The organism is Pseudomonas sp. 2822-15, from assembly GCF_002742515.1.
Classification (GTDB): Bacteria; Pseudomonadota; Gammaproteobacteria; order Pseudomonadales; family Pseudomonadaceae; genus Aquipseudomonas; species Aquipseudomonas salomonii.
Window position 1 is genome coordinate 80502 of record NZ_LJRY01000206.1, and the last position, 17481, is coordinate 97982.

The window sequence follows — 17481 nt, forward strand, 5'->3', positions numbered from 1 at the left end:
GTGCGGTTAACCGATCGTTCCCACGCTCCGCGTGGTAACGCAGCCCGGGACGCTCCGCGCCCCTTGGACGCAGAGCGTCCGTAGATGCATTCCCACGCAGAGCGTGGGAACGATCAGCGCTCAAACCCGTCAGTTCCTTACAGACCCTGCTGAAGGAGCCCGGTGTTTTGCTGAATCTAAAGACTGCATTACTGCTGGTCGCGCTGTTGGTGTGTGGCAATGGCGCGCTGCAAGCCGCGGCCGCGGCGCCTGCGGCCGCTGAGGCTCCCGCCAAGCCGGAGTTGCTGGTCGAAGGTGGCTTGCTCGGCGCCATCAGCTCCAGCATTGATGATGTGCAAGATAAGCTCGACCTTAACCAAAACCTCATCGACGCCTGGCGCTTGCGCGCCGACCGAGCGGCGGATGAAGTCGGGCGGCTGGTCGATCAAACCGCGCAACGTTCGCCGTGGAGCGTGGCCGGGGACTTCCTGTTGCTTTCCGGGGTGTGGGTCGGCGCCTTTGCGGCACTCACACTGCTGGGGCGCTTTAGCGTGCAGCGCCTCGGTCGGCGGCGTTTCGTTGCACCGCGAGAGCGTCTGCAAGGCGTACTGGGCTACGTGGTGCCCTACACGATCCCGGCCCTGATCTGCCTGCCGCTGACGCTGTATGTCAGCCATTTTTTACCCAGTTCCGTAGGCCGTGCGCTGGCGCTGTGTTTTGCCTATGCCACCAGCAGCGGCATCTTCTCCACGTCGATGCTGTTGTGCGTCATCGTCATGTTCAACGTCGGTCATAAACGCCCGGCCGTGCAGATTATTCGCAACTATTGCCCCAAGCCGCTGTTCCTGATCGGCTTTCTTGCCGCCCTCAGCGATGCCCTGACCAGCCCGCAAATCGCGCGCCAGTTGGGCGGCAATATCACCAGCAGCATCGCGGTGTTTACCGGCCTGTTCGCAGCGGTGATTTTCGGCGTGCTGGTGGTGCGCCTGCGTCGTCCGGTCGCGCATTTGATCCGCAACCGGCCGTTGGCCCAGCGCCTCAAACACCCGGCGCTGCAGCAATCGCTACGGGTATTCTCCGGGCTGTGGTATTGGCCGATTCTGTTGATGGTGCTGGTCTCGGCGATCAACCTGATCGGCGCTGGCGATGACAACCAGAAGGCCCTGCGTTGCGCGCTGTTCACCACGATTCTGTTGATCGGCACGGTGTTTCTCAGCACGGTGTTGCAACACCTGTTCAAGTCCCGCAGCCAGGTGGCGATCCAGCGCAGCAGCGCCTACAAGGAGCGCTTCCTCAGCCTGCTGCACGCAATATTGCGCATCGCCATGGCCATCGCGTTTATCGAAGTCCTCGGGCGTATCTGGGGTGTGTCGCTGTTCGAATTTGCCCAGCGTAACTCGGTGGGCCGGGCGATCAGCGATTCCCTCAGCAGCATCGGCCTGATCCTGCTGGTGACCTGGCTGTTCTGGGTGGTGCTCGACACGGCAATCCAGGAGGCGTTGAAACCGCCGGTGAATAAACGCTCCAGCCGCCAGCCCAGCACACGGGTCAAAACCATCCTGCCGTTGCTGCGCAATGCGGTGAAAATCGTGCTGGTGGTGATCTGCGCGATCACCACCATGGCCAACCTGGGCATCAATGTCGCGCCACTGCTGGCCGGTGCCGGTGTGGTCGGCCTGGCCATCGGTTTTGGCTCCCAGCAGTTGGTGCAGGACGTGATCACCGGCCTGTTCATCATCATTGAAGACACGCTGTCGATCGGCGATTGGGTAGTGCTCGACTCCGGCCATGCCGGCACCGTGGAAGGCTTGACCATCCGCACCCTGCGCCTGCGTGACGGCAAGGGTTTTGTGCACTCGGTGCCGTTCGGGCAGATCAAGGCGGTCACCAACCAGTCGCGGCAGTTTGCCTATGCGTTCTTCTCGGTGCAGTTCACTTACGACACCGATGTGGACAAGGCGGTGGAACTGATTCGTGAGGCCGGGCAGTCGATCCGCGACGATGTATTCCTCAAGTACAACCTGCAAGGGCCGCTGGAAGTGTTCGGGGTCGACAAGATGGACCTCAACGGCGTGGTGCTGACGGCGCAGTTCCGAACCGTGTCGGGCGGGCAATATGCGGTGAGCCGGGCATTTAACCAGCGCCTGAAAAAGCTTGTGGATAACTGTGATGAGGTGCACTTCGCGCAAACTTATCCACAGCAGGTTTGGCTGCCCAAGCGTTCGGCGCATGTGGATGAGGCGGGTGAAGAGGTGCCGGGGCCAGTGGTGTTGACCGAGCAGCACAGGCCCCAATGATGTGTTGACTCTTCCGGCCTCATCGCAGGCAAGCCAGCTCCCACCTTTGGATTGTGTTCACCTGTGGGAGCCGGGCTTGCCCGCGATGAGGCCAAGGTCCATACAGGGTTCAGCGCCTGATCAACTTCTCCTGCACCGCCTGCAAATCCTCCTCCAGCAACACCTGCTGTTTACCCGCGACCATCACCGCCGCCGGCAAGCCATCGCGATACACAATCCGATTGCCGCTCACCGCCGGCACTTTATTGCCCGGCAGCAAGGTGCCCACCAGGTTCAACGGGTCCGCCCCGCACACTGCAATCAAACTGCCGTTATGCGGCCGGCGTCTGACCTCACGCAGCAACGGAATCGCCTCCGGCAACGCAAACTGTTCCCCCGCCAAACCACTCACAAACCGCCCGCCGCGAATCTCGCCCCGCGCCTCCAGGCGATGGAAGGTGCGCAGCAATTCGCGCCAGCTTGGCAGCCAGTCGGCTTCCCGTTCCAGCAACCGCCAGAACACCACGCCATAACGGCGCAGCAGGGTCATGGCCACATGCTCCAGGATCTCGGCCGAATGCGGGCCGGCGGCGGTGGGGGCGCGGCGTACCAGGGCCCAGCGCCCGGCGTCGTCCATGCCGCCGATAAAGGCCCCGCGCCCACGCCGGCTGCTGCGTGCCTGGCGTTTGCTGGCGGGCGTGGTCAAGGCCCGCAGCCCGGCGAAACTGTCGGCATTCACCAACCCTGCGCCCACCAGTTCCTGCAAGGCGGTTTCCAGTTCGCTGCGCAGCAGGTGGGCTTCGTGCACCAGTTCGTCGAAAAACAGCGCGCCGTGTTCACGCAGCGCCAGGTGGACCTTTTGCGCTTTGGGCGACAACGTGGTGCTGTCGGTCGGTTCGGTCAGCCCGCTCCACAACGGCACCTGGCTGCGCGGCAGCAACACCACCGGCGTACTGCGCAGTGCCAGGGCGCCGGCCTTGTTGCTCAGGCGCGTCCACACCAGTTTGCCGCTGCGGCATAGCTCGTCGAGCCAGGTGGAGGAATAGTCCTTGAGCCGCGCACTGAGCAAGTCGCTGTCCCAGGCCGAGGTGGCGGCGGCGTAGCCTTCGAACTGCCCGACAATCTGCGGCAACATTGCGCTGCCCTGGCCGCGAGTGCCGTCGGACAGGTGCTGCCAATCGAACAGAAAGCGCATGAAATCCTGCAGCGCCACCGGCTCGATTTCCCGGCGCAGGCGCTTGACGGTGTAGCGATGGATACGCGCGAGCAAATGCCGCTCGCACCATTGTTCCTGGCTGGCGCCGGGGCTGAAATGGCCGCGCAGCACGTAGCCTTCCTGCTCCAGACGTGCGAGTGCCTGGCTGATATCCGCGACCGGCAGCGCCAACGGCGTGGTGATCTCGGCCAGGCTCAACGGGCCGAACCCGCCGAGGCGCGCGCGCAACACTTCAGCCAGCGCATCATCAGAGGCCCACGGTTCATCGAAGCCCGGCAACAACGGCAAGTCATTCGGATAGATCGCTTGCAGGCAACTCAGGCGTTCCACCGCCACCCACAGGCCATTGTCCAGTTGATAGGCGCGCCCACCTTTGGCCAAGGCGTGCAACCACTCGGCCCATTGCGGCGTGACTTCGTTGCTGGCGATACAGGCCAGGCTCATCAGCGCTTCATGCATTTCATCCAGGCCATTGGGCGTGGGCCAGGCTTCTTCACGCACGCCGGCAATGGCTTCGGCGTCCAGCGCGCCGAGGTCGTCGGTACTCTGCGGGTCGCTCCAGCGACGGTTGAGCACGGCCTGGGTACGGCGCTCTTCCAATGGCGCGTCGTCGAGAAAGGTGTAGGGCCGCGCGCTGAGAATTTCGGCGGCCATGGGCGAGGGCGCAGGCAGGTCGCGGCTGATCAGGCGCACTTCGCCGCGCTCCATGCGCCGCAACAGCTTCAGCCAACCTTCGCTGTCCATGGCTTCGTGCAGGCAGTCGTCGAGGGTTTGCTCCACCAGCGGGTGTTCGGGCACTTCGCGCTCGCCGGCAAGGTTTTCCAGGCAGGCAATCTGGTCGGGAAACACGCTGGCGATCAGGTCTTCGCTTTTCATGCGCTGGATCTGCGGCGCTACCTTGCGCCCGCCGGTGTAGCGCGGCAACGCCAGGGCCACACCGGCATTCCAGCGCCAGCGCACGCCAAACAGTGGCGCATCCAGTACGGCCTGGATCAGCAGGTGTTCGGCGCTGTTGCTGTTCACATAGCGCCACACCTCATCCAGCTCAAAACTGTGGCTGGTGGACAGCGACAGCACGATTGCATTCTCACTGGCGGCCGCCTGCAATTCAAAGTTGAACGTGCGGCAAAAACGCTTGCGCAGTGCCAGGCCCCACGCGCGGTTGATGCGGCTGCCGAACGGCGTGTGGATGATCAGTTGAGTGCCGCCGGACTCATCGAAAAACCGCTCCATGATCAAGGTGTCCTGGGACGGTAACGCGCTCAGCGCCAGGCGCGCTCGGGCCAGGTAATCGAGGATCTGTTCGGCGCTGGCGCAGTTCAGGCCAAGGCTGGCGGTGAGCCAGTCTTGCGCGGGTTGCAGGTCACCGGGTGTGGTGGTGAGCAGGGCGTCCAACCGCCCCTGAAAACGCGCGACTGCCGCCGACAACTCGTTGCTGCGCCCCGGCGCTTCACCCAGCCAGAAGGGGATGGTCGGCGGCTGGCCGTGGGCATCTTCGACGCGCACTTTGCCGCCTTCAACCCGCACGATTCTGTAGGACGTATTACCGAGCTGGAAGATATCCCCGGCGATGCTTTCCACCGCGAAGTCTTCGTTGACGCTGCCGATGTTCAGGCCTTGAGGCTCCAGCAATACGCTGTAGTCGGCGTTGTCGGGGATGGTGCCGCCGCTGGTCACGGCGGTCAGTTTGGCGCCACGGCGGGCGCGCAGGGTGTGGCTCACGGCGTCACGGTGCAGGTAGGCGCTGCGGATGCCCTGGCGGCCGTTGTAGCCGTCGGCGAGCATGTGCAGCAGTGCCTGATAGTGGCGCTCATCGAGTGCGGCGTAGGGTGAGGCGCGGCGGATGAGGTCCAGCAACGCCTGTTCCGGCCATTCGCGGGCGCTGACTTCGGCGATGATCTGCTGGGCCAGCACGTCCAGCGGGGCGATGGGGATGTGCAGGGTGTCCAGTTCGCCGCGCCGCACGCAGTCGAGCAGGGCGGCGCATTCGATCAAGTCATCGCGGGTGGTGGCGAACAACCGCCCCTTGGGCGTGCCGCCGACCTGGTGACCGGAACGCCCGACCCTTTGCAGAAAACCGTTGATGGAGCCGGGCGAGCCGATCTGGCACACCAGGTCGACCTCACCGATATCAATCCCCAACTCCAGCGACGCGGTGGCGATCAGCACTTGCAGCCCGCCGGCTTTGAGTCGTTGCTCGGCGTCCAGGCGCAGCTCTTTGGCCAGGCTGCCGTGGTGCGCGGCCACGGCGGTCTTGCCCAAACGCTCGCTCAAGTGCCGGGCCAGGCGTTCGGCCAGGCGCCGAGTGTTGACGAACACCAGCGTCGTGCGGTGTTCGCGAGCCAGTGTGGCAAGGCGGTCGTAGACCAATTCCCACACGTCGTTGGCCATCACCGCTGAGAGCGGCACCGGCGGTACTTCGATATCCAGGTCGCGGGGGCGCGCGTGGCCGATATCGACGATGGCGCACTCACGCCCGCTGCCGACCAAAAAGCGTGACACCGCCTCGATAGGCTTTTGCGTGGCCGACAGGCCGACGCGGGTCAACCGCTCGCTGCATAAACCTTGCAGGCGCTCCAGGCTCAGGGCCAGGTGGCTGCCGCGTTTGCCGGCGGCGAGGGCGTGGATCTCGTCGACGATCACCGTGCGCGTGCTGGAAAGCATTTGCCGACCGGAGTCCGAGCCCAGCAGTACGTAGAGTGATTCCGGCGTGGTGACGAGGATGTGCGGCGGCCGTTTGCGCATCAGTGCGCGGTCTTTTTGCGGGGTGTCACCGGTGCGCACGGCGGTACGGATAGTCAGCGGCGGCAAGCCCTGCGCCTGTAATTGCGCGGTGATGCCGGCCAGTGGGTTTTGCAGGTTGATCTGGATATCGTTGGACAGCGCCTTGAGCGGCGACACGTACACCACCAACGTCTCGTCCGGCAGTTGACCGCCGTTGGCCAGGCCTTGGTGCACCAGGTCATCGAGCACCGCCAGGAACGCGGTGAGGGTTTTGCCGGAGCCTGTGGGCGCGGCGATCAAGGTTGAGCGGCGTTGGCGGATCAGCGGCCACGCCTGGGCCTGGGCGCCGGTCACCGAGGGAAAGGTATTGCCAAACCAGGTACTGACGGCGGGGTGGAAGCCGTCCAATACCGTGTCGGTTGATTCGCGAAGGTTCATCTAGTGATTGATACTGCCCATTCCAACAAGTTGCAATCAGGTACTTTGTCCGTGACGGTTGCGCTACAAACCCGCAAAATGCAACGATTCTGGCAACAACCTACGGCAAGGCGCACACGCCTGCCGATAATAACCATCGTTCCAAACAGACCGGGCCTGCTCAATCTATGCGAATGCGCCTTATGTTACTGGGCGGCGGGAATGCCCTCGGGCAGGCGCTGATTCGCCTCGGTGCAGAGGAAGACATCGGTTTCCTCGCACCTAAACCGCCCCAAGACGGCTGGGATGCCGCGAGCCTCACCCAATTGCTCGACGACACCCGTCCCGATGCGCTGATCAACCTCGCCTACTATTTCGACTGGTTCCAGGCCGAAGCGGTCAGCGAAACACGTTTGGCCGCGCAGGAGTTCGCCATCGAACGCCTGGCCGAACTGTGCCAGCACCACAACATCACCTTGCTGCAACCGTCCAGCTACCGCGTGTTCGATGGCTCCCGCGCCACCGCCTACAGCGAAAAAGACGAGCCGGTGCCCCTGGGCCTGCGCGGCCAGGCGCTGTGGCGCATTGAGCAGAGCGTGCGCGCTACCTGCCCGCAACATGTGCTGCTGCGCTTTGGCTGGCTGCTGGATGACAGTGTGGATGGCACCCTCGGGCGCTTCCTGGCCCGTGCCGAGAAACCCGATGAATTGCTGATGGCCGATGACCGGCGCGGCAACCCGACGCCGGTGGACGACGCGGCACGGGTGATCATTTCGGTGCTCAAGCAACTCGATTGCGCGGCGCCGCTGTGGGGCACCTATCACTACGCCGGCCACGAAGCGACCACGCCGTTGGCGCTGGGCCAGGCGATCCTTACCGAAGCGCGCAATTTCCATCCGCTGGCGATCGAATCACCCACCGCCCAGGCCCACGCGGCCCGGCCGGATGCGGCGGACGAGCCGCAGCACGCGGTGCTGGCCTGCAAGAAAATCCTTCACACCTTCGGCATCAAGCCACGGGCGTGGCGGGCGGGGTTGCCGGCGTTGCTGGATCGGTTCTACCGGCATAGCTGAAGGCAACACAAAAAATGTGGGAGCAGGTTTATGTGGGAGCTGGCTTGCCTGCGATAGCATCACCCCGGTATCACTGATACACCGAGGTGCCTGCATCGCGGGCAAGCCCGACTCCCACACAAACCCAGCTCCCACATTGGGTTATGCAGTGTTGTTTAGAACTTGTAACCAATACCCACCATGTAAACCATCGGATCAACATCCACATTGACCTTGGCACGTGTGCCTTGGCCCAGCGCATTGTTATCCACAGTCGCCTTGGTGCTGATGTCGATGTAACGCGCCTGGGCGTTGATCATCCACTTGTCGTTGATCATGTAGTCGGCGCCTATCTGTGCGGCCCAGCCCCAGGAGTTCTCGGCCTTGAAGTTGCTGAAACCGGCTTGTTCGGCGCGGCTGCCGACGTGCTCGTCGTAGATCCAGGTGTAGTTGATACCGGCGCCCACATACGGCTGGAACGCGGACTTGTTGTCCAGCGGGTAGTACACGACGCTCAAGGTCGGCGGCAGGTGCTTGAGCGTACCGAGCTTGCCGTTGGCGGCGCCCAGGGCGGTGTTCTTGATCTTCACGTCATGCTCGAACGGCGTGGCGGCCAGCAGTTCGATACCGATGTGGTTGGTGATCATGTAGGCGAAGTTGAGGCCCAGTTGGGTGTCGCTGCTCATGGTCGCCTTGCCGCCCAGGTTGGTGCCGGCCAATGGCCCCTGGTCAACCTTCACATGGCCGCTGTCTGCTTTCGGGTTCACGGTGATTGCACCGGCGCGAATCAGAATGTCACCCGCTTCGTGAGCGTGTGCGACAGGGGCGGCGAGGGCAAGCGCGAAGAGGGACGCGCCGAGCAGAGACTTGTTCATGGGAGCTCCAAAAGGACGTTAAAAGTTGTACGTCCAATGGTAAAGATCGTTCCGTTCGATCTTTTGATTCAGCTCAATGAAAGCTCGATCAGCGTTACTCCTGCAGTTCGTAGACGTAAATCTTCTCGGCATCCATCTGGTAACCGGCATCGGCCAGCTCACTGGACGACGGCTTGACCTGCATCGCGCCTTCGATCCAATACGGCTGATACAGCTCATCGAGCTTCACGCCGACTTCGCTTTTCACATGCACGATCTGGTTCGACGGCGGCGGCGGTACGTGGATGCACGCGCCGAAATACGGCACCAGCAGAAACTCGGTGGTGCGGCCTTCTTCGCTGACTTCCAGGGGCACAATGTAGCCCGGCAGGCGGATGTGCTTGCCGTTAAGGCTCTGCACCACCGGCGCGTTGGGCAGTTCCTGTTTGGCCGCAGGCGCGGCCTCGACCGATAGCGCATCAGCCATGTTCGACAGGTCGTGCAGCGGTTTCATATTGGGGATTTCGGGCGGCGCGTCCGGTGGAATCATTTCCTGCCACGACAGGTCCTTGGGCTGCTCGTCGGCCCAGGCGGGCACCACCACCAGCAGCAACAGCGCAAACAGGGCACGACGCATCGACAGCTTCCTCATAAACGTATGGACAGGCCATCGGCCAAAGATTGCCGATAGGCGCGCCACGCGGGCACGCTGCCCATCAACAGCGCTGCGGCCAGGATACCGGCGAGCAAGGTCCATTCATATTCACTCGGCCACGACATCGGCAGGTCCAGGCCGTAGTTGGCCTGCAAATACCCGCGCGATGCGGCGATGCACACGTACAGCAGACCCACGCCCGCCACGACGCCCGACAAGGCCAGCGCGAAGGCTTCGAAGATCAGCAGAGTCGCAATGTGCCACGGCCGTGCGCCCACCGAACGCAAAATCGCCATCTCGCGGCGGCGTTCATTGAGGCTGGTGAGGATCGCCGTGAGCATGCCGATCAAGCCGGTCAGCACCACGAACAGCGAGATCACGAACAGCGCTTTTTCGGCGGTGCCCATCATGCTCCACAGCTCTTGCAGCGCCACGCCCGGCAGGATCGCCAGCATCGGCTCGCCACGGAATTCATTGATCTCGCGTTGCAGCGCGAAGGTGGAAATCTTGTTGTTCAAGCCGAGCATGAACGCGGTGATCGCCTGCGGCGTGAGGTCCATATTGCGCGCCTGGTCGGCACTGATACGGCCTTTGCCCTGGGCCGGCACGCCGTTGTGCCAGTCGATATGGATCGCCTCCATGCCGCCGAGGCTGATGTGCAGCGTGCGGTCCACCGGCGTGCCGGTGCGCTTGAGAATGCCGACCACGGTGAAGGGTTTGTCATCGTGCTTGACCAGGCTCACCACTGCTACGCCGTGGGCCAGCACCAGCTTGTCGCCGAGTTTGTAGTGCAGCGCTTCGGCCACTTCGGCGCCGAGCACCACTTCAAACGGGTCAGTGGCGAAGGCGCGGCCGCTGGCCAGTTCGAGGTTTTGTTTGCGGCCGTATTGGTAATGCTCGAAGTAGGACGCGTTGGTGCCCATCACGCGATAGCCACGGTGCGAGTCGCCGAGGGAAATCGGGATCGCCCATTTCACCTGCGGGCTGGCGGCGAAGTGCTCGAAGCTGTCCCAGCGGATGTTGTTGGTGGCGTTGCCGATGCGGAATACCGAGTACAGCAGCAAGTTGACCGAGCCGGAGCGGGCGCCAACGATCAGGTCGGTGCCGCTGATGGTGCTGGCGAAACTGTTGCGCGCCTCAACACGCACGCGTTCCACGGCGAGTAACAGGCACACCGAAAGGGCGATGGCGAAGGCGGTGAGGATCGCGGTAAAGCGGCGGTTAGCCAGGCTGGCCATGGCTAGACGGAACAGATACATCTCAAACCTCTGCGGGCGTGGCGGCGCGATTGAGTTCGGCCAGCGACAGGTGGCGGTCGAACAGCGGCGCGAGGCTCTGGTCATGGCTGACAAACAACAGGCTGGCGCCGGCTTCGCGGCATTCGGCAAACAACAACCGGATAAACGCTTCGCGGGCGTCGTAATCCAGGGCCGAGGTGGGTTCGTCGGCGATCACCAGTTCCGGTTGGCCGATCAACGCGCGGGCGGCGGCCACGCGTTGTTGCTGGCCGATGGACAGCGAGTCGGCGCGGCGTTCCAGCAGGTCTTTGTCCTTCAAGCCCAAATGCGCCAGCAAGGTCGCGGCGGCCTGGTCGACACTGCCGTGACGCTGAGTTGCCCGCTGCGCACGCAGCCTGGAAAAGTGACACGGCAGCTCGACGTTCTCGCGCACGGAGAGAAACGGCAGCAGGTTGAATTGCTGAAAGATGTAACCCGTGTGATCAACGCGGAAGCGGTCGCGGGCACCGGCCGAGAGTTCGGTCAGCTCCTGGCCGAGCAGGCGGATGCTGCCAAGGCTTGGTTTCTGCACGCCGCCCAACAGCCCGAGCAAAGTGGTTTTGCCGCTGCCGCTCGGGCCTTTGAGAAACAAGGTTTCCCCCGCTTCCAGGCGGAACGCGGGGATGTCCAGCAACTGCGGGTGGCCGGGCCAGTTAAAGCCCAGGTCAGACAGTTCGATCAGTGCTTGGGTCATAGGGCATCAGTGGTCTGGTTTGATTTGGATGATGGCACCGATCCCATGTGGGAGCTGGCTTGCCTGCGATGACGGCGGCACATTCAATATCGGATGTGTCTGTTATACCGCTATCGCAGGCAAGCCAGCTCCCACATTGGCCGTATTTCAAATCAGAATTGCAGGGTGGCTGCTGCGGCCGTCGCTTCAACACCTTGCTGGCCGCTTGGGCCGATCAGTTGTACCTGAATCTTCTGGGTGGCAGGGAAGGTCTTGAACACTTGGGTCAGGTCGAGGTTGCTCAAAGCCGTCGGTGTGGCGCAGGTGAACTGGTAGTGGGCGTGGATTTCGCTGTGGTCGTGATGATGTTCGTGGGCGGCGGCGCCTTTGCCGTCGGTGGCGTGGTCGTCATCGTCCTCATCATGGTCGGCTTCTGGCTTGTCGCCGAACAACGGGCTGTTGAGTTCCTGGGTGCTGATCACACAACCGGCAGATTTGGGCAGATTGAACAATGCCAGCGGGTTTTCCAATTGTTTGCGCGCGGCGGCGACCTTGGCTTTGTCGGCAGGCGTGGTGGCCTTGTGTTCAAAGCCGACAAGGTTCATGGCCGGGCTGTCGAATTCCAGCTCAAGCGCCTGGCCGTCGAGTACCGCGTTGAGGCGGCCGACACCATGCTCGTGGGCGCCGAGGCTGCCGTGTTCATGCTCATGATCGTGTTCATCGGCGGCATGGGCGATGGCCAGGGGCAGCAGGGCAAACGGCAAGGCAAGCAGCAGACGGCGCATGAGAAGGCTCCATAAGATGAAAGTTTTGTTATGTGATCTTATAACAATATTCGCGCCAGTTTGAACGCCCGCTTGGCGTTGTGCAAGTCGCGTGGGAGCATGCGGGTCGGAAAACTGCGGGAGTAAGCGCGATGTTGCGAATTCGTGGAACCGTCGGCGACTTGCCGGTGGATTTGACCCTGGAACTCGATGACGGCGATTGGGCGCGCCTGGGCGCCCACTTGCAGGCAACACCGGCGCCGAGTGCGCCCGCTGCTGCGCCGGTCAAACAGAATGATGATTTGTGGCAGAACGCCCAAGACTTGCTGCGCAAGGCCGGGCAACTCAATGGGCTTGAGTTGCTTGATCAGCTTGAGGGCTTGGCCGGTGATGCGGCCTCAGGCAAACGCCTGCTTGTGCGGTTGCGCCACAGCGCCCGTGTGAAAGTGGCCAGCGGCGGGGATACGCCGCTGTACAGCTGGATCGGCGATTAATACAGCGCGGCGAACAACTTGCGACGGTACACCGTGACCAGCGGGTGGTCATTGCCGAGCAGTTCGAACACCTGCAGCAAGGTCTTGTGCGGCAAGCCTTCGCTGTAGCTGCGGTTGCGGACAAACAGCTTGAGCAAGCCTTCCAGTGCGGCGTCGTATTGCTGGCGCGCCAGTTGCTGAATCGCCAGTTGATAGGCTGCTTCATCATCCTGCGGGTCTTGCGCCAGGCGGCTTTTCAAGTCGGCGGCATCCGGCAGGTCGGCGGCCTGGCGCAGGAAGGTGATTTGCGCCTTGGCGCCGGCGAGGGCGGCTTTGTGATCGTCGCTTTTCACCGCGTCGAGTACAGCCTGAGCTTCGCCCAATTCACCGCGCTCAGCCAGGCAGCGTGCATACAGAATCAGCGCGCCAGCGTTGGTGTTGTCCTCGCCCAGCAGCGCCACCAGCACGGCCTCTGCATCGCTGATACGGCCTTCGGCAAACAACGCCTGGGCCTGTTCCAACGGGTCAGCCGCCTTCGGTGGCGGCATCTTCACGTGGGGTTCGAGCATTGCTCGCACGGCCGACTCCGGCTGTGCCCCGGCAAACCCGTCCACCGGCTGGCCGTCCTTGAACAGCACCACCGTGGGCAGGCTTTGAATGCCAAAACGCGCGACGATGTCCTGCTCGGCTTCGCAATCGACCTTGGCCAGCAGCAACTCGCCCTGATAACTCTCGGCGATTTTCGCCAGCATCGGCATCAGTGCCTTGCACGGCGCGCACCACTCGGCCCAGAAATCCACCAGCACGGGTTTTTCGAATGAGTTCTGAATCACTGCCTGGTCGAACGTGGCAGTAGTGGCGTCGAAGATGTACGGCGTGGGCTCACTCATGGGGCGTCTCGAATAAAGCGGGAATGGGGCAACTATAAGGGCTGGCGAGGTTGACCGGAAGCCGCACGGGGAGTCAGACGTGAGGCGTGTGCCAAAAAGGGTCTTGATGCCAGTCGTGAGGAAAACCCATCGCCTTTAAGCTGACGTCCGGAAACTCGCTGATCAGTTGATACAAATGTTGGCCCCAACGAGTGTGCGGGCTTACCTGACGCATCAGATGATTCAGAATGCAGAGTACCGAAAACATGCGGCTATGTTGCCCGGGTTGAAACAGATGTTCCGGCCACAAAAAATTGGCTTTCTTCGGTAATTCGGGGCGAATTCCCAATTCCCGGTTCCACATTCGTGAATGATGGGCGCAAATGTTTCGGATGGTCGTCAGGGTGTGCAGCCACGACTGCATAAGGGGTGCCGGCAGCATCAGGCGTCTGGCAATGGCCTTCTTATCAGCATCCTTGGCCAAACCTTTGTAAAGGTGGGAGAGGTCACCCAGTGTCAGTTCCTCCAGCATCGCCCAGCCCGGCATCAGGGATGGATGGGCGTAGGTCACTGGATAATGACGGGCATAGCTCTCTTTCGCCCTTTGGCGTTTAAGAAGATCCTTTCTGTTGTTGCTGGCGTGGGATCTATCGATGCGCTCGCATTCGCGTTGGTAGTCACGTGCCGCCGTGGTTTGCTTGTTGGACAGCATTGTCAGCAGTCGTTGATGATCAAATGCCGGGTGAAATATCTGTGGATTGATATACCAATGGCTGCCATGGGTCGGCCCCATGTGGTTGCTGATGACTGAGCGTGATGCAATTTCGACTCGCTCAAGGGCATCCATGGTGAGTAAGCGCAGCCTCCGGTCGAAGTCGTAGAGCCGCGTCAGTTGGCCCAACTGGCTACCTTCACGAAAGTGATGATCACTGTCTTCCGGTCGTTGGAAAGGTCGCATGTAGGGGCTGAGTCGAAAAAAGCTCACTGATTGCAAGAAGCGTTCTGCACGGGCCTCATTGTGAATAATCAGTCCGCGTAGCTTGAGCAGTTCCAACTGTGCAGGAACGTCGATCGCAGGTTTGCTGAACGCCCTCATGCTCAAAAAGTACCGGGCATAAAAAACCCGCACAATTTGTGCTTGGGTGCTGACGCATCCAGAGGCATGGCGGGTGTATTGCGACGAAGGTTAGGCAGATACCTGGCTATTTGCAAGGTCTCTGCCCGCGAGCCGATAAGCAAAACTGTGTGCAAAGGCATACGGGTTGATTGTCCACGGCGTGTGTGAAGGGACAATATTCTCCATGGCCTGTCGCGCTCTGTCTTAGTCGATCTATTGCTGAAAATTTGTAACGCTGAGCCTTAACGCCGCGAATGGTACAGGCTCACCTTGCGAAACTCCCAAGGCTCGGCCAGGTCCGGCAGGGTCAGCGCATCGAGGATGCCCAGGCGCTGATAAGCCGGGTGCTGGAAGTCACGCACCCGTGAGTCGGCCACCAGCGCTTCGCGGCCGCGTGCCAGGAAGTGGTCGAGCAGCGGCAGGTTGGCGCGGTCGTAGAGTACGTCGGCCACCAGGATGAGGTCGAAGCGGTCGGCCTCGGCGAAAAAGTCGGCTGAGTAACCCAGCTCCACACCATTGAGTTCCGCATTTGCCCGGCAAGCGGCCAGGGCCAGCGGGTCGAGGTCGCAGGCCACCACTTCCAGCGCGCCGGCTTTAACCGCCGCGATGCCGGCCACGCCGGAACCGGCGCCAAAATCCAGCACGCGTTTGCCCGCCACCCACTCGGGATTCGCCGCCAGGTAGCGTGCCAGTGCCAAACCGCTGGCCCAGCAAAAACTCCAGTACGGCGGTTCATGCAGGATGCGCCGGGTCTCTTCCTGGCTGAAGGCACGGTCCATGTTGTCCGCATCCAGCAGCCACAACGACAGCGCGGTGCCCGGCAGCGGGCAGGGCACCAGGTGCGCGTCGCCGATCAGTTCGCTCAGGGCGCGTTGCAGGCCCAGCGGTGGCGTCATGGTGCCCGGACGAGTTGCAGCGGGCCGGTGGTCTGGGTGATCGCTTGGGTGATGCGCACCGCGGGCAGGTGCAGGATCAACTGGCCGGACTGGCTGGCGCGACCGCGCAGTTCAACCCGTGCACCCACCGGGAAGGCTTCCGGGTTGAAACGCAAGCGGAAGGCCATGGGCTTGCCGTTGCCGGTGAGTACGCTGCTGGCGAGCAATTGTTGCGGGCGGTTACGTTCATCGATCACCAACAGGGCCAGTTCGACTTCGGCGTTGGCCGGCACGCCATTCAGGGTGCCGTTGATTTCACGCTGGTAAGCCGGCAAAGGGCCCAGGTCTTCAATGCCCGGCACTTTTTTCTCTTGAACGGGCGTCGGTTGCGGTGTCGATGGTTTCGGGGCTTCGCTGCTGCAGGCGACCAGAACACTGAACAGGGCGAGTAAAACAAGTGGTCGTAACTGCATGTACGGCTCCAGAAAGGGCAAAATCCGTGGCTTAAAAAATATGAAACATAATAGTCAGCCTATATACCGTAAAGGCTATGGCTTGTCTTGCCACGGGGATGCGCTACCATGGCCCTCCCATTTTTTGTTGCCTGCCAACCATGCACTGTCCCTTCTGCGGTGCCAACGACACCAAGGTCATTGACTCGCGTCTGGTCGCCGAGGGCGATCAAGTACGCCGCCGGCGCGAATGCCTGGCCTCTGGCTGCGGTGAACGTTTCACCACCTTCGAAACCGCCGAACTGGTATTGCCACGTCTGATCAAGTCCGACGGCAGCCGCCAGCCTTTCGACGAAGAAAAACTGCGCGCCGGTATGCAGCGTGCCCTGGAAAAGCGCCCGGTGAGTGTCGAGCGGCTGGAGGCGGCGCTGGTGCATATCAAGCACAAGCTGCGCGCCACCGGCGAGCGCGAGGTCAAGAGCCTGGTGGTTGGAGAACTGGTGATGGGCGAGCTGCAAAAGCTCGACGAAGTCGCCTATATCCGTTTCGCCTCGGTGTATCGACGCTTCCAGGACCTCAATGAGTTCCGCGAAGAAATCGACCGCCTGGCCCGTGAGCCCGCCAAAGAATGAACCCTCCGTCTGCCGATCAAGCCGTCCTCGACGCCCATTACATGGCCCGCGCCCTCGAACTGGCGCGCAAAGGGCTGTACACCACGCACCCCAACCCACGGGTGGGCTGCGTGATTGTGCGGGATGGGCAGATTGTCGGCGAAGGCTGGCACGAGCGCACCGGCGAGCCCCATGCCGAGCCGAACGCCCTGCGCGCCGCCGGCGACAAGGCCCGTGGCGCCACGGTGTACGTGACCCTCGAACCGTGCAGCCACCATGGGCGTACGCCGCCCTGCGCCGATGCGCTGGTGACCGCCGGTGTGGCGCGCGTGGTGGCCGGGATGCAGGACCCGAACCCGGAGGTCGCCGGGCGCGGCCTGCAGCGTTTGGCTCAGGCCGGTATCGAAACCCACAGCGGCGTGCTGGAACAACAAGCGCGCGCGCTGAACCCCGGCTTCCTCAAACGTATGGAACACGGCCTGCCGTTTGTGCGGGTCAAGCTGGCGATGAGCCTGGACGGCCGTACCGCGATGGCCAGCGGCGAAAGCCAATGGATCACCGGGCCGGCTGCCCGCGCCGCCGTGCAGCGCCTGCGTGCCGAGGCCAGTGTGGTGCTGACCGGCGCCGACACCGTGCTGGCTGACGGTGCGCGCCTTACTGTGCGCGCCGCTGAGCTTGGGCTGGACGCAGAAACCACCGCTCTGGCCATGTCGCGCCCGCCATTGCGCGTGCTGATCGACGGCCGCCTGCGGGTGCCGCTCAACGCACCGTTCTTCAAGGCGGGCCCAGCGCTGGTCATCACCTGCGTCACTCCGGAAAACCAGTTCCCCCGTGGCCCGGAATGCCTGGTGGTACCGGGCGTTGAAGGGCAGGTCGACCTGCGTTCGGCGCTGGTGGCGCTGGCTGCCCGCGGCGTGAATGACGTGCTGGTAGAGGCCGGCCCAAGCCTGGCGGGCGCGTTTGCCCAGCAAGGCCTGGTCGACGAATACGTGATTTTCGTCGCCGGCAAGTTCCTGGGCTCCGCCGCCCGGCCTTTGCTGGACTGGCCGCTTGAGAAACTGGCCGACGCCCCCCAACTCAAGATCACTGAAATGCGCGCTGTAGGCGACGACTGGCGAGTCACTGCCATCCCGCTACCACCAGCGAGCGTATAATTCCGACCGGGCGCTCAAGCGTCCGCACCGTTTTCCAGGAGAA

Annotated in this window: 15 protein-coding genes; 5 read left to right on the plus strand and 10 right to left on the minus strand. The window is 62.5% G+C overall.

Annotated features, from left to right (window positions below; all coding sequences use genetic code 11):
- The first annotated feature begins 167 nt into the window (after window positions 1-167).
- Window positions 168-2276, plus strand: a complete 2109-nt coding sequence (locus AOA59_RS21050) for a mechanosensitive ion channel family protein (RefSeq protein ID WP_099488932.1) — start codon at window positions 168-170, stop codon at window positions 2274-2276.
- 109 nt (window positions 2277-2385) lie between these two features.
- Here the strand turns inward: AOA59_RS21050 and AOA59_RS21055 are convergent, their stop codons facing one another.
- Window positions 2386-6633, minus strand: coding sequence for a DEAD/DEAH box helicase (locus AOA59_RS21055; RefSeq protein WP_099488933.1), 4248 nt, complete (start codon window positions 6631-6633; stop codon window positions 2386-2388).
- A 167-nt stretch (window positions 6634-6800) separates the two neighbouring features.
- Here AOA59_RS21055 and AOA59_RS21060 point away from each other — a divergent pair, with 167 nt between their 5' ends.
- Window positions 6801-7685, plus strand: coding sequence for a sugar nucleotide-binding protein (locus AOA59_RS21060; RefSeq protein ID WP_017135982.1), 885 nt, complete (start codon window positions 6801-6803; stop codon window positions 7683-7685).
- Window positions 7686-7840: 155 nt separating this feature from the next.
- Here the strand turns inward: AOA59_RS21060 and AOA59_RS21065 are convergent, their stop codons facing one another.
- The 5 genes from AOA59_RS21065 to AOA59_RS21085 form a co-directional block, all read right to left on the minus strand.
- Window positions 7841-8539 (minus strand): OmpW family protein, encoded by a 699-nt coding sequence (locus tag AOA59_RS21065; RefSeq protein WP_017135983.1) that lies wholly within the window; start codon window positions 8537-8539, stop codon window positions 7841-7843.
- 94 nt (window positions 8540-8633) lie between these two features.
- Complete coding sequence (locus AOA59_RS21070) at window positions 8634-9155, minus strand: DUF3299 domain-containing protein (protein WP_056861907.1); 522 nt, start codon at window positions 9153-9155, stop codon at window positions 8634-8636.
- 11 nt (window positions 9156-9166) lie between these two features.
- On the minus strand, window positions 9167-10432 hold the full coding sequence (locus AOA59_RS21075; RefSeq protein WP_099488934.1) for an ABC transporter permease: 1266 nt from the start codon (window positions 10430-10432) through the stop codon (window positions 9167-9169).
- Between the two features lies 1 nt (window position 10433).
- Window positions 10434-11144 carry an ABC transporter ATP-binding protein gene (locus AOA59_RS21080; protein ID WP_099488935.1) on the minus strand — a complete coding sequence of 237 codons (711 nt, stop codon included), beginning with the start codon at window positions 11142-11144 and terminating at the stop codon, window positions 10434-10436.
- 152 nt (window positions 11145-11296) lie between these two features.
- A complete protein-coding gene (locus AOA59_RS21085) occupies window positions 11297-11908 on the minus strand; it encodes a DUF2796 domain-containing protein (protein ID WP_099488936.1) in 612 nt (203 codons plus the stop codon).
- 131 nt (window positions 11909-12039) lie between these two features.
- On the opposite strand from AOA59_RS21085, the gene AOA59_RS21090 reads away from it, so the two are divergent.
- Window positions 12040-12381 (plus strand): hypothetical protein, encoded by a 342-nt coding sequence (locus tag AOA59_RS21090; protein ID WP_069786668.1) that lies wholly within the window; start codon window positions 12040-12042, stop codon window positions 12379-12381.
- Here the strand turns inward: AOA59_RS21090 and trxA are convergent.
- The 4 genes from trxA to AOA59_RS21110 all read right to left on the minus strand — a co-directional run bounded on the left by trxA (window position 12378) and on the right by AOA59_RS21110 (window position 15694).
- Window positions 12378-13250 (minus strand): thioredoxin, encoded by an 873-nt coding sequence (trxA, locus tag AOA59_RS21095; RefSeq protein WP_099488937.1) that lies wholly within the window; start codon window positions 13248-13250, stop codon window positions 12378-12380. The two genes, AOA59_RS21090 and trxA, sit on opposite strands and share 4 nt — an antisense overlap.
- A gap of 73 nt (window positions 13251-13323) precedes the next feature.
- Window positions 13324-14325 carry an Abi family protein gene (locus AOA59_RS21100; RefSeq protein ID WP_099488938.1) on the minus strand — a complete coding sequence of 334 codons (1002 nt, stop codon included), beginning with the start codon at window positions 14323-14325 and terminating at the stop codon, window positions 13324-13326.
- Between the two features lie 263 nt (window positions 14326-14588).
- Window positions 14589-15242, minus strand: coding sequence for a methyltransferase (locus AOA59_RS21105; protein WP_069786665.1), 654 nt, complete (start codon window positions 15240-15242; stop codon window positions 14589-14591).
- Window positions 15239-15694 carry a YbaY family lipoprotein gene (locus AOA59_RS21110; RefSeq protein WP_065911302.1) on the minus strand — a complete coding sequence of 152 codons (456 nt, stop codon included), beginning with the start codon at window positions 15692-15694 and terminating at the stop codon, window positions 15239-15241. The genes AOA59_RS21105 and AOA59_RS21110 overlap by 4 nt, the downstream gene beginning before the upstream one ends.
- A gap of 140 nt (window positions 15695-15834) precedes the next feature.
- Here AOA59_RS21110 and nrdR point away from each other — a divergent pair, with 140 nt between their 5' ends.
- Both nrdR and ribD read left to right on the plus strand, forming a co-directional pair.
- Window positions 15835-16305, plus strand: coding sequence for a transcriptional regulator NrdR (gene nrdR, locus AOA59_RS21115; RefSeq protein ID WP_015886108.1), 471 nt, complete (start codon window positions 15835-15837; stop codon window positions 16303-16305).
- Entirely contained in the window at window positions 16302-17438 is a 1137-nt protein-coding gene (gene ribD / locus AOA59_RS21120; protein ID WP_099488939.1) for a bifunctional diaminohydroxyphosphoribosylaminopyrimidine deaminase/5-amino-6-(5-phosphoribosylamino)uracil reductase RibD, read from the plus strand. The genes nrdR and ribD overlap by 4 nt, the downstream gene beginning before the upstream one ends.
- Window positions 17439-17481: the final 43 nt, after the last annotated feature.

Coding starts and splice junctions, on each gene's coding strand:
- nrdR (WP_015886108.1), top strand. CDS start 15,835: ATGCACTGTCCCTTCTGCGGTGCCAACGACACCAAGGTCATTGACTCG.
- AOA59_RS21110 (WP_065911302.1), bottom strand. CDS start 15,694: ATGCAGTTACGACCACTTGTTTTACTCGCCCTGTTCAGTGTTCTGGTC.
- AOA59_RS21085 (WP_099488936.1), bottom strand. CDS start 11,908: ATGCGCCGTCTGCTGCTTGCCTTGCCGTTTGCCCTGCTGCCCCTGGCC.
- AOA59_RS21100 (WP_099488938.1), bottom strand. CDS start 14,325: ATGAGGGCGTTCAGCAAACCTGCGATCGACGTTCCTGCACAGTTGGAA.
- ribD (WP_099488939.1), top strand. CDS start 16,302: ATGAACCCTCCGTCTGCCGATCAAGCCGTCCTCGACGCCCATTACATG.
- AOA59_RS21060 (WP_017135982.1), top strand. CDS start 6,801: ATGCGAATGCGCCTTATGTTACTGGGCGGCGGGAATGCCCTCGGGCAG.
- AOA59_RS21065 (WP_017135983.1), bottom strand. CDS start 8,539: ATGAACAAGTCTCTGCTCGGCGCGTCCCTCTTCGCGCTTGCCCTCGCC.
- AOA59_RS21055 (WP_099488933.1), bottom strand. CDS start 6,633: ATGAACCTTCGCGAATCAACCGACACGGTATTGGACGGCTTCCACCCC.
- AOA59_RS21075 (WP_099488934.1), bottom strand. CDS start 10,432: ATGTATCTGTTCCGTCTAGCCATGGCCAGCCTGGCTAACCGCCGCTTT.
- AOA59_RS21105 (WP_069786665.1), bottom strand. CDS start 15,242: ATGACGCCACCGCTGGGCCTGCAACGCGCCCTGAGCGAACTGATCGGC.
- AOA59_RS21090 (WP_069786668.1), top strand. CDS start 12,040: ATGTTGCGAATTCGTGGAACCGTCGGCGACTTGCCGGTGGATTTGACC.
- AOA59_RS21070 (WP_056861907.1), bottom strand. CDS start 9,155: ATGCGTCGTGCCCTGTTTGCGCTGTTGCTGCTGGTGGTGGTGCCCGCC.
- trxA (WP_099488937.1), bottom strand. CDS start 13,250: ATGAGTGAGCCCACGCCGTACATCTTCGACGCCACTACTGCCACGTTC.
- AOA59_RS21080 (WP_099488935.1), bottom strand. CDS start 11,144: ATGACCCAAGCACTGATCGAACTGTCTGACCTGGGCTTTAACTGGCCC.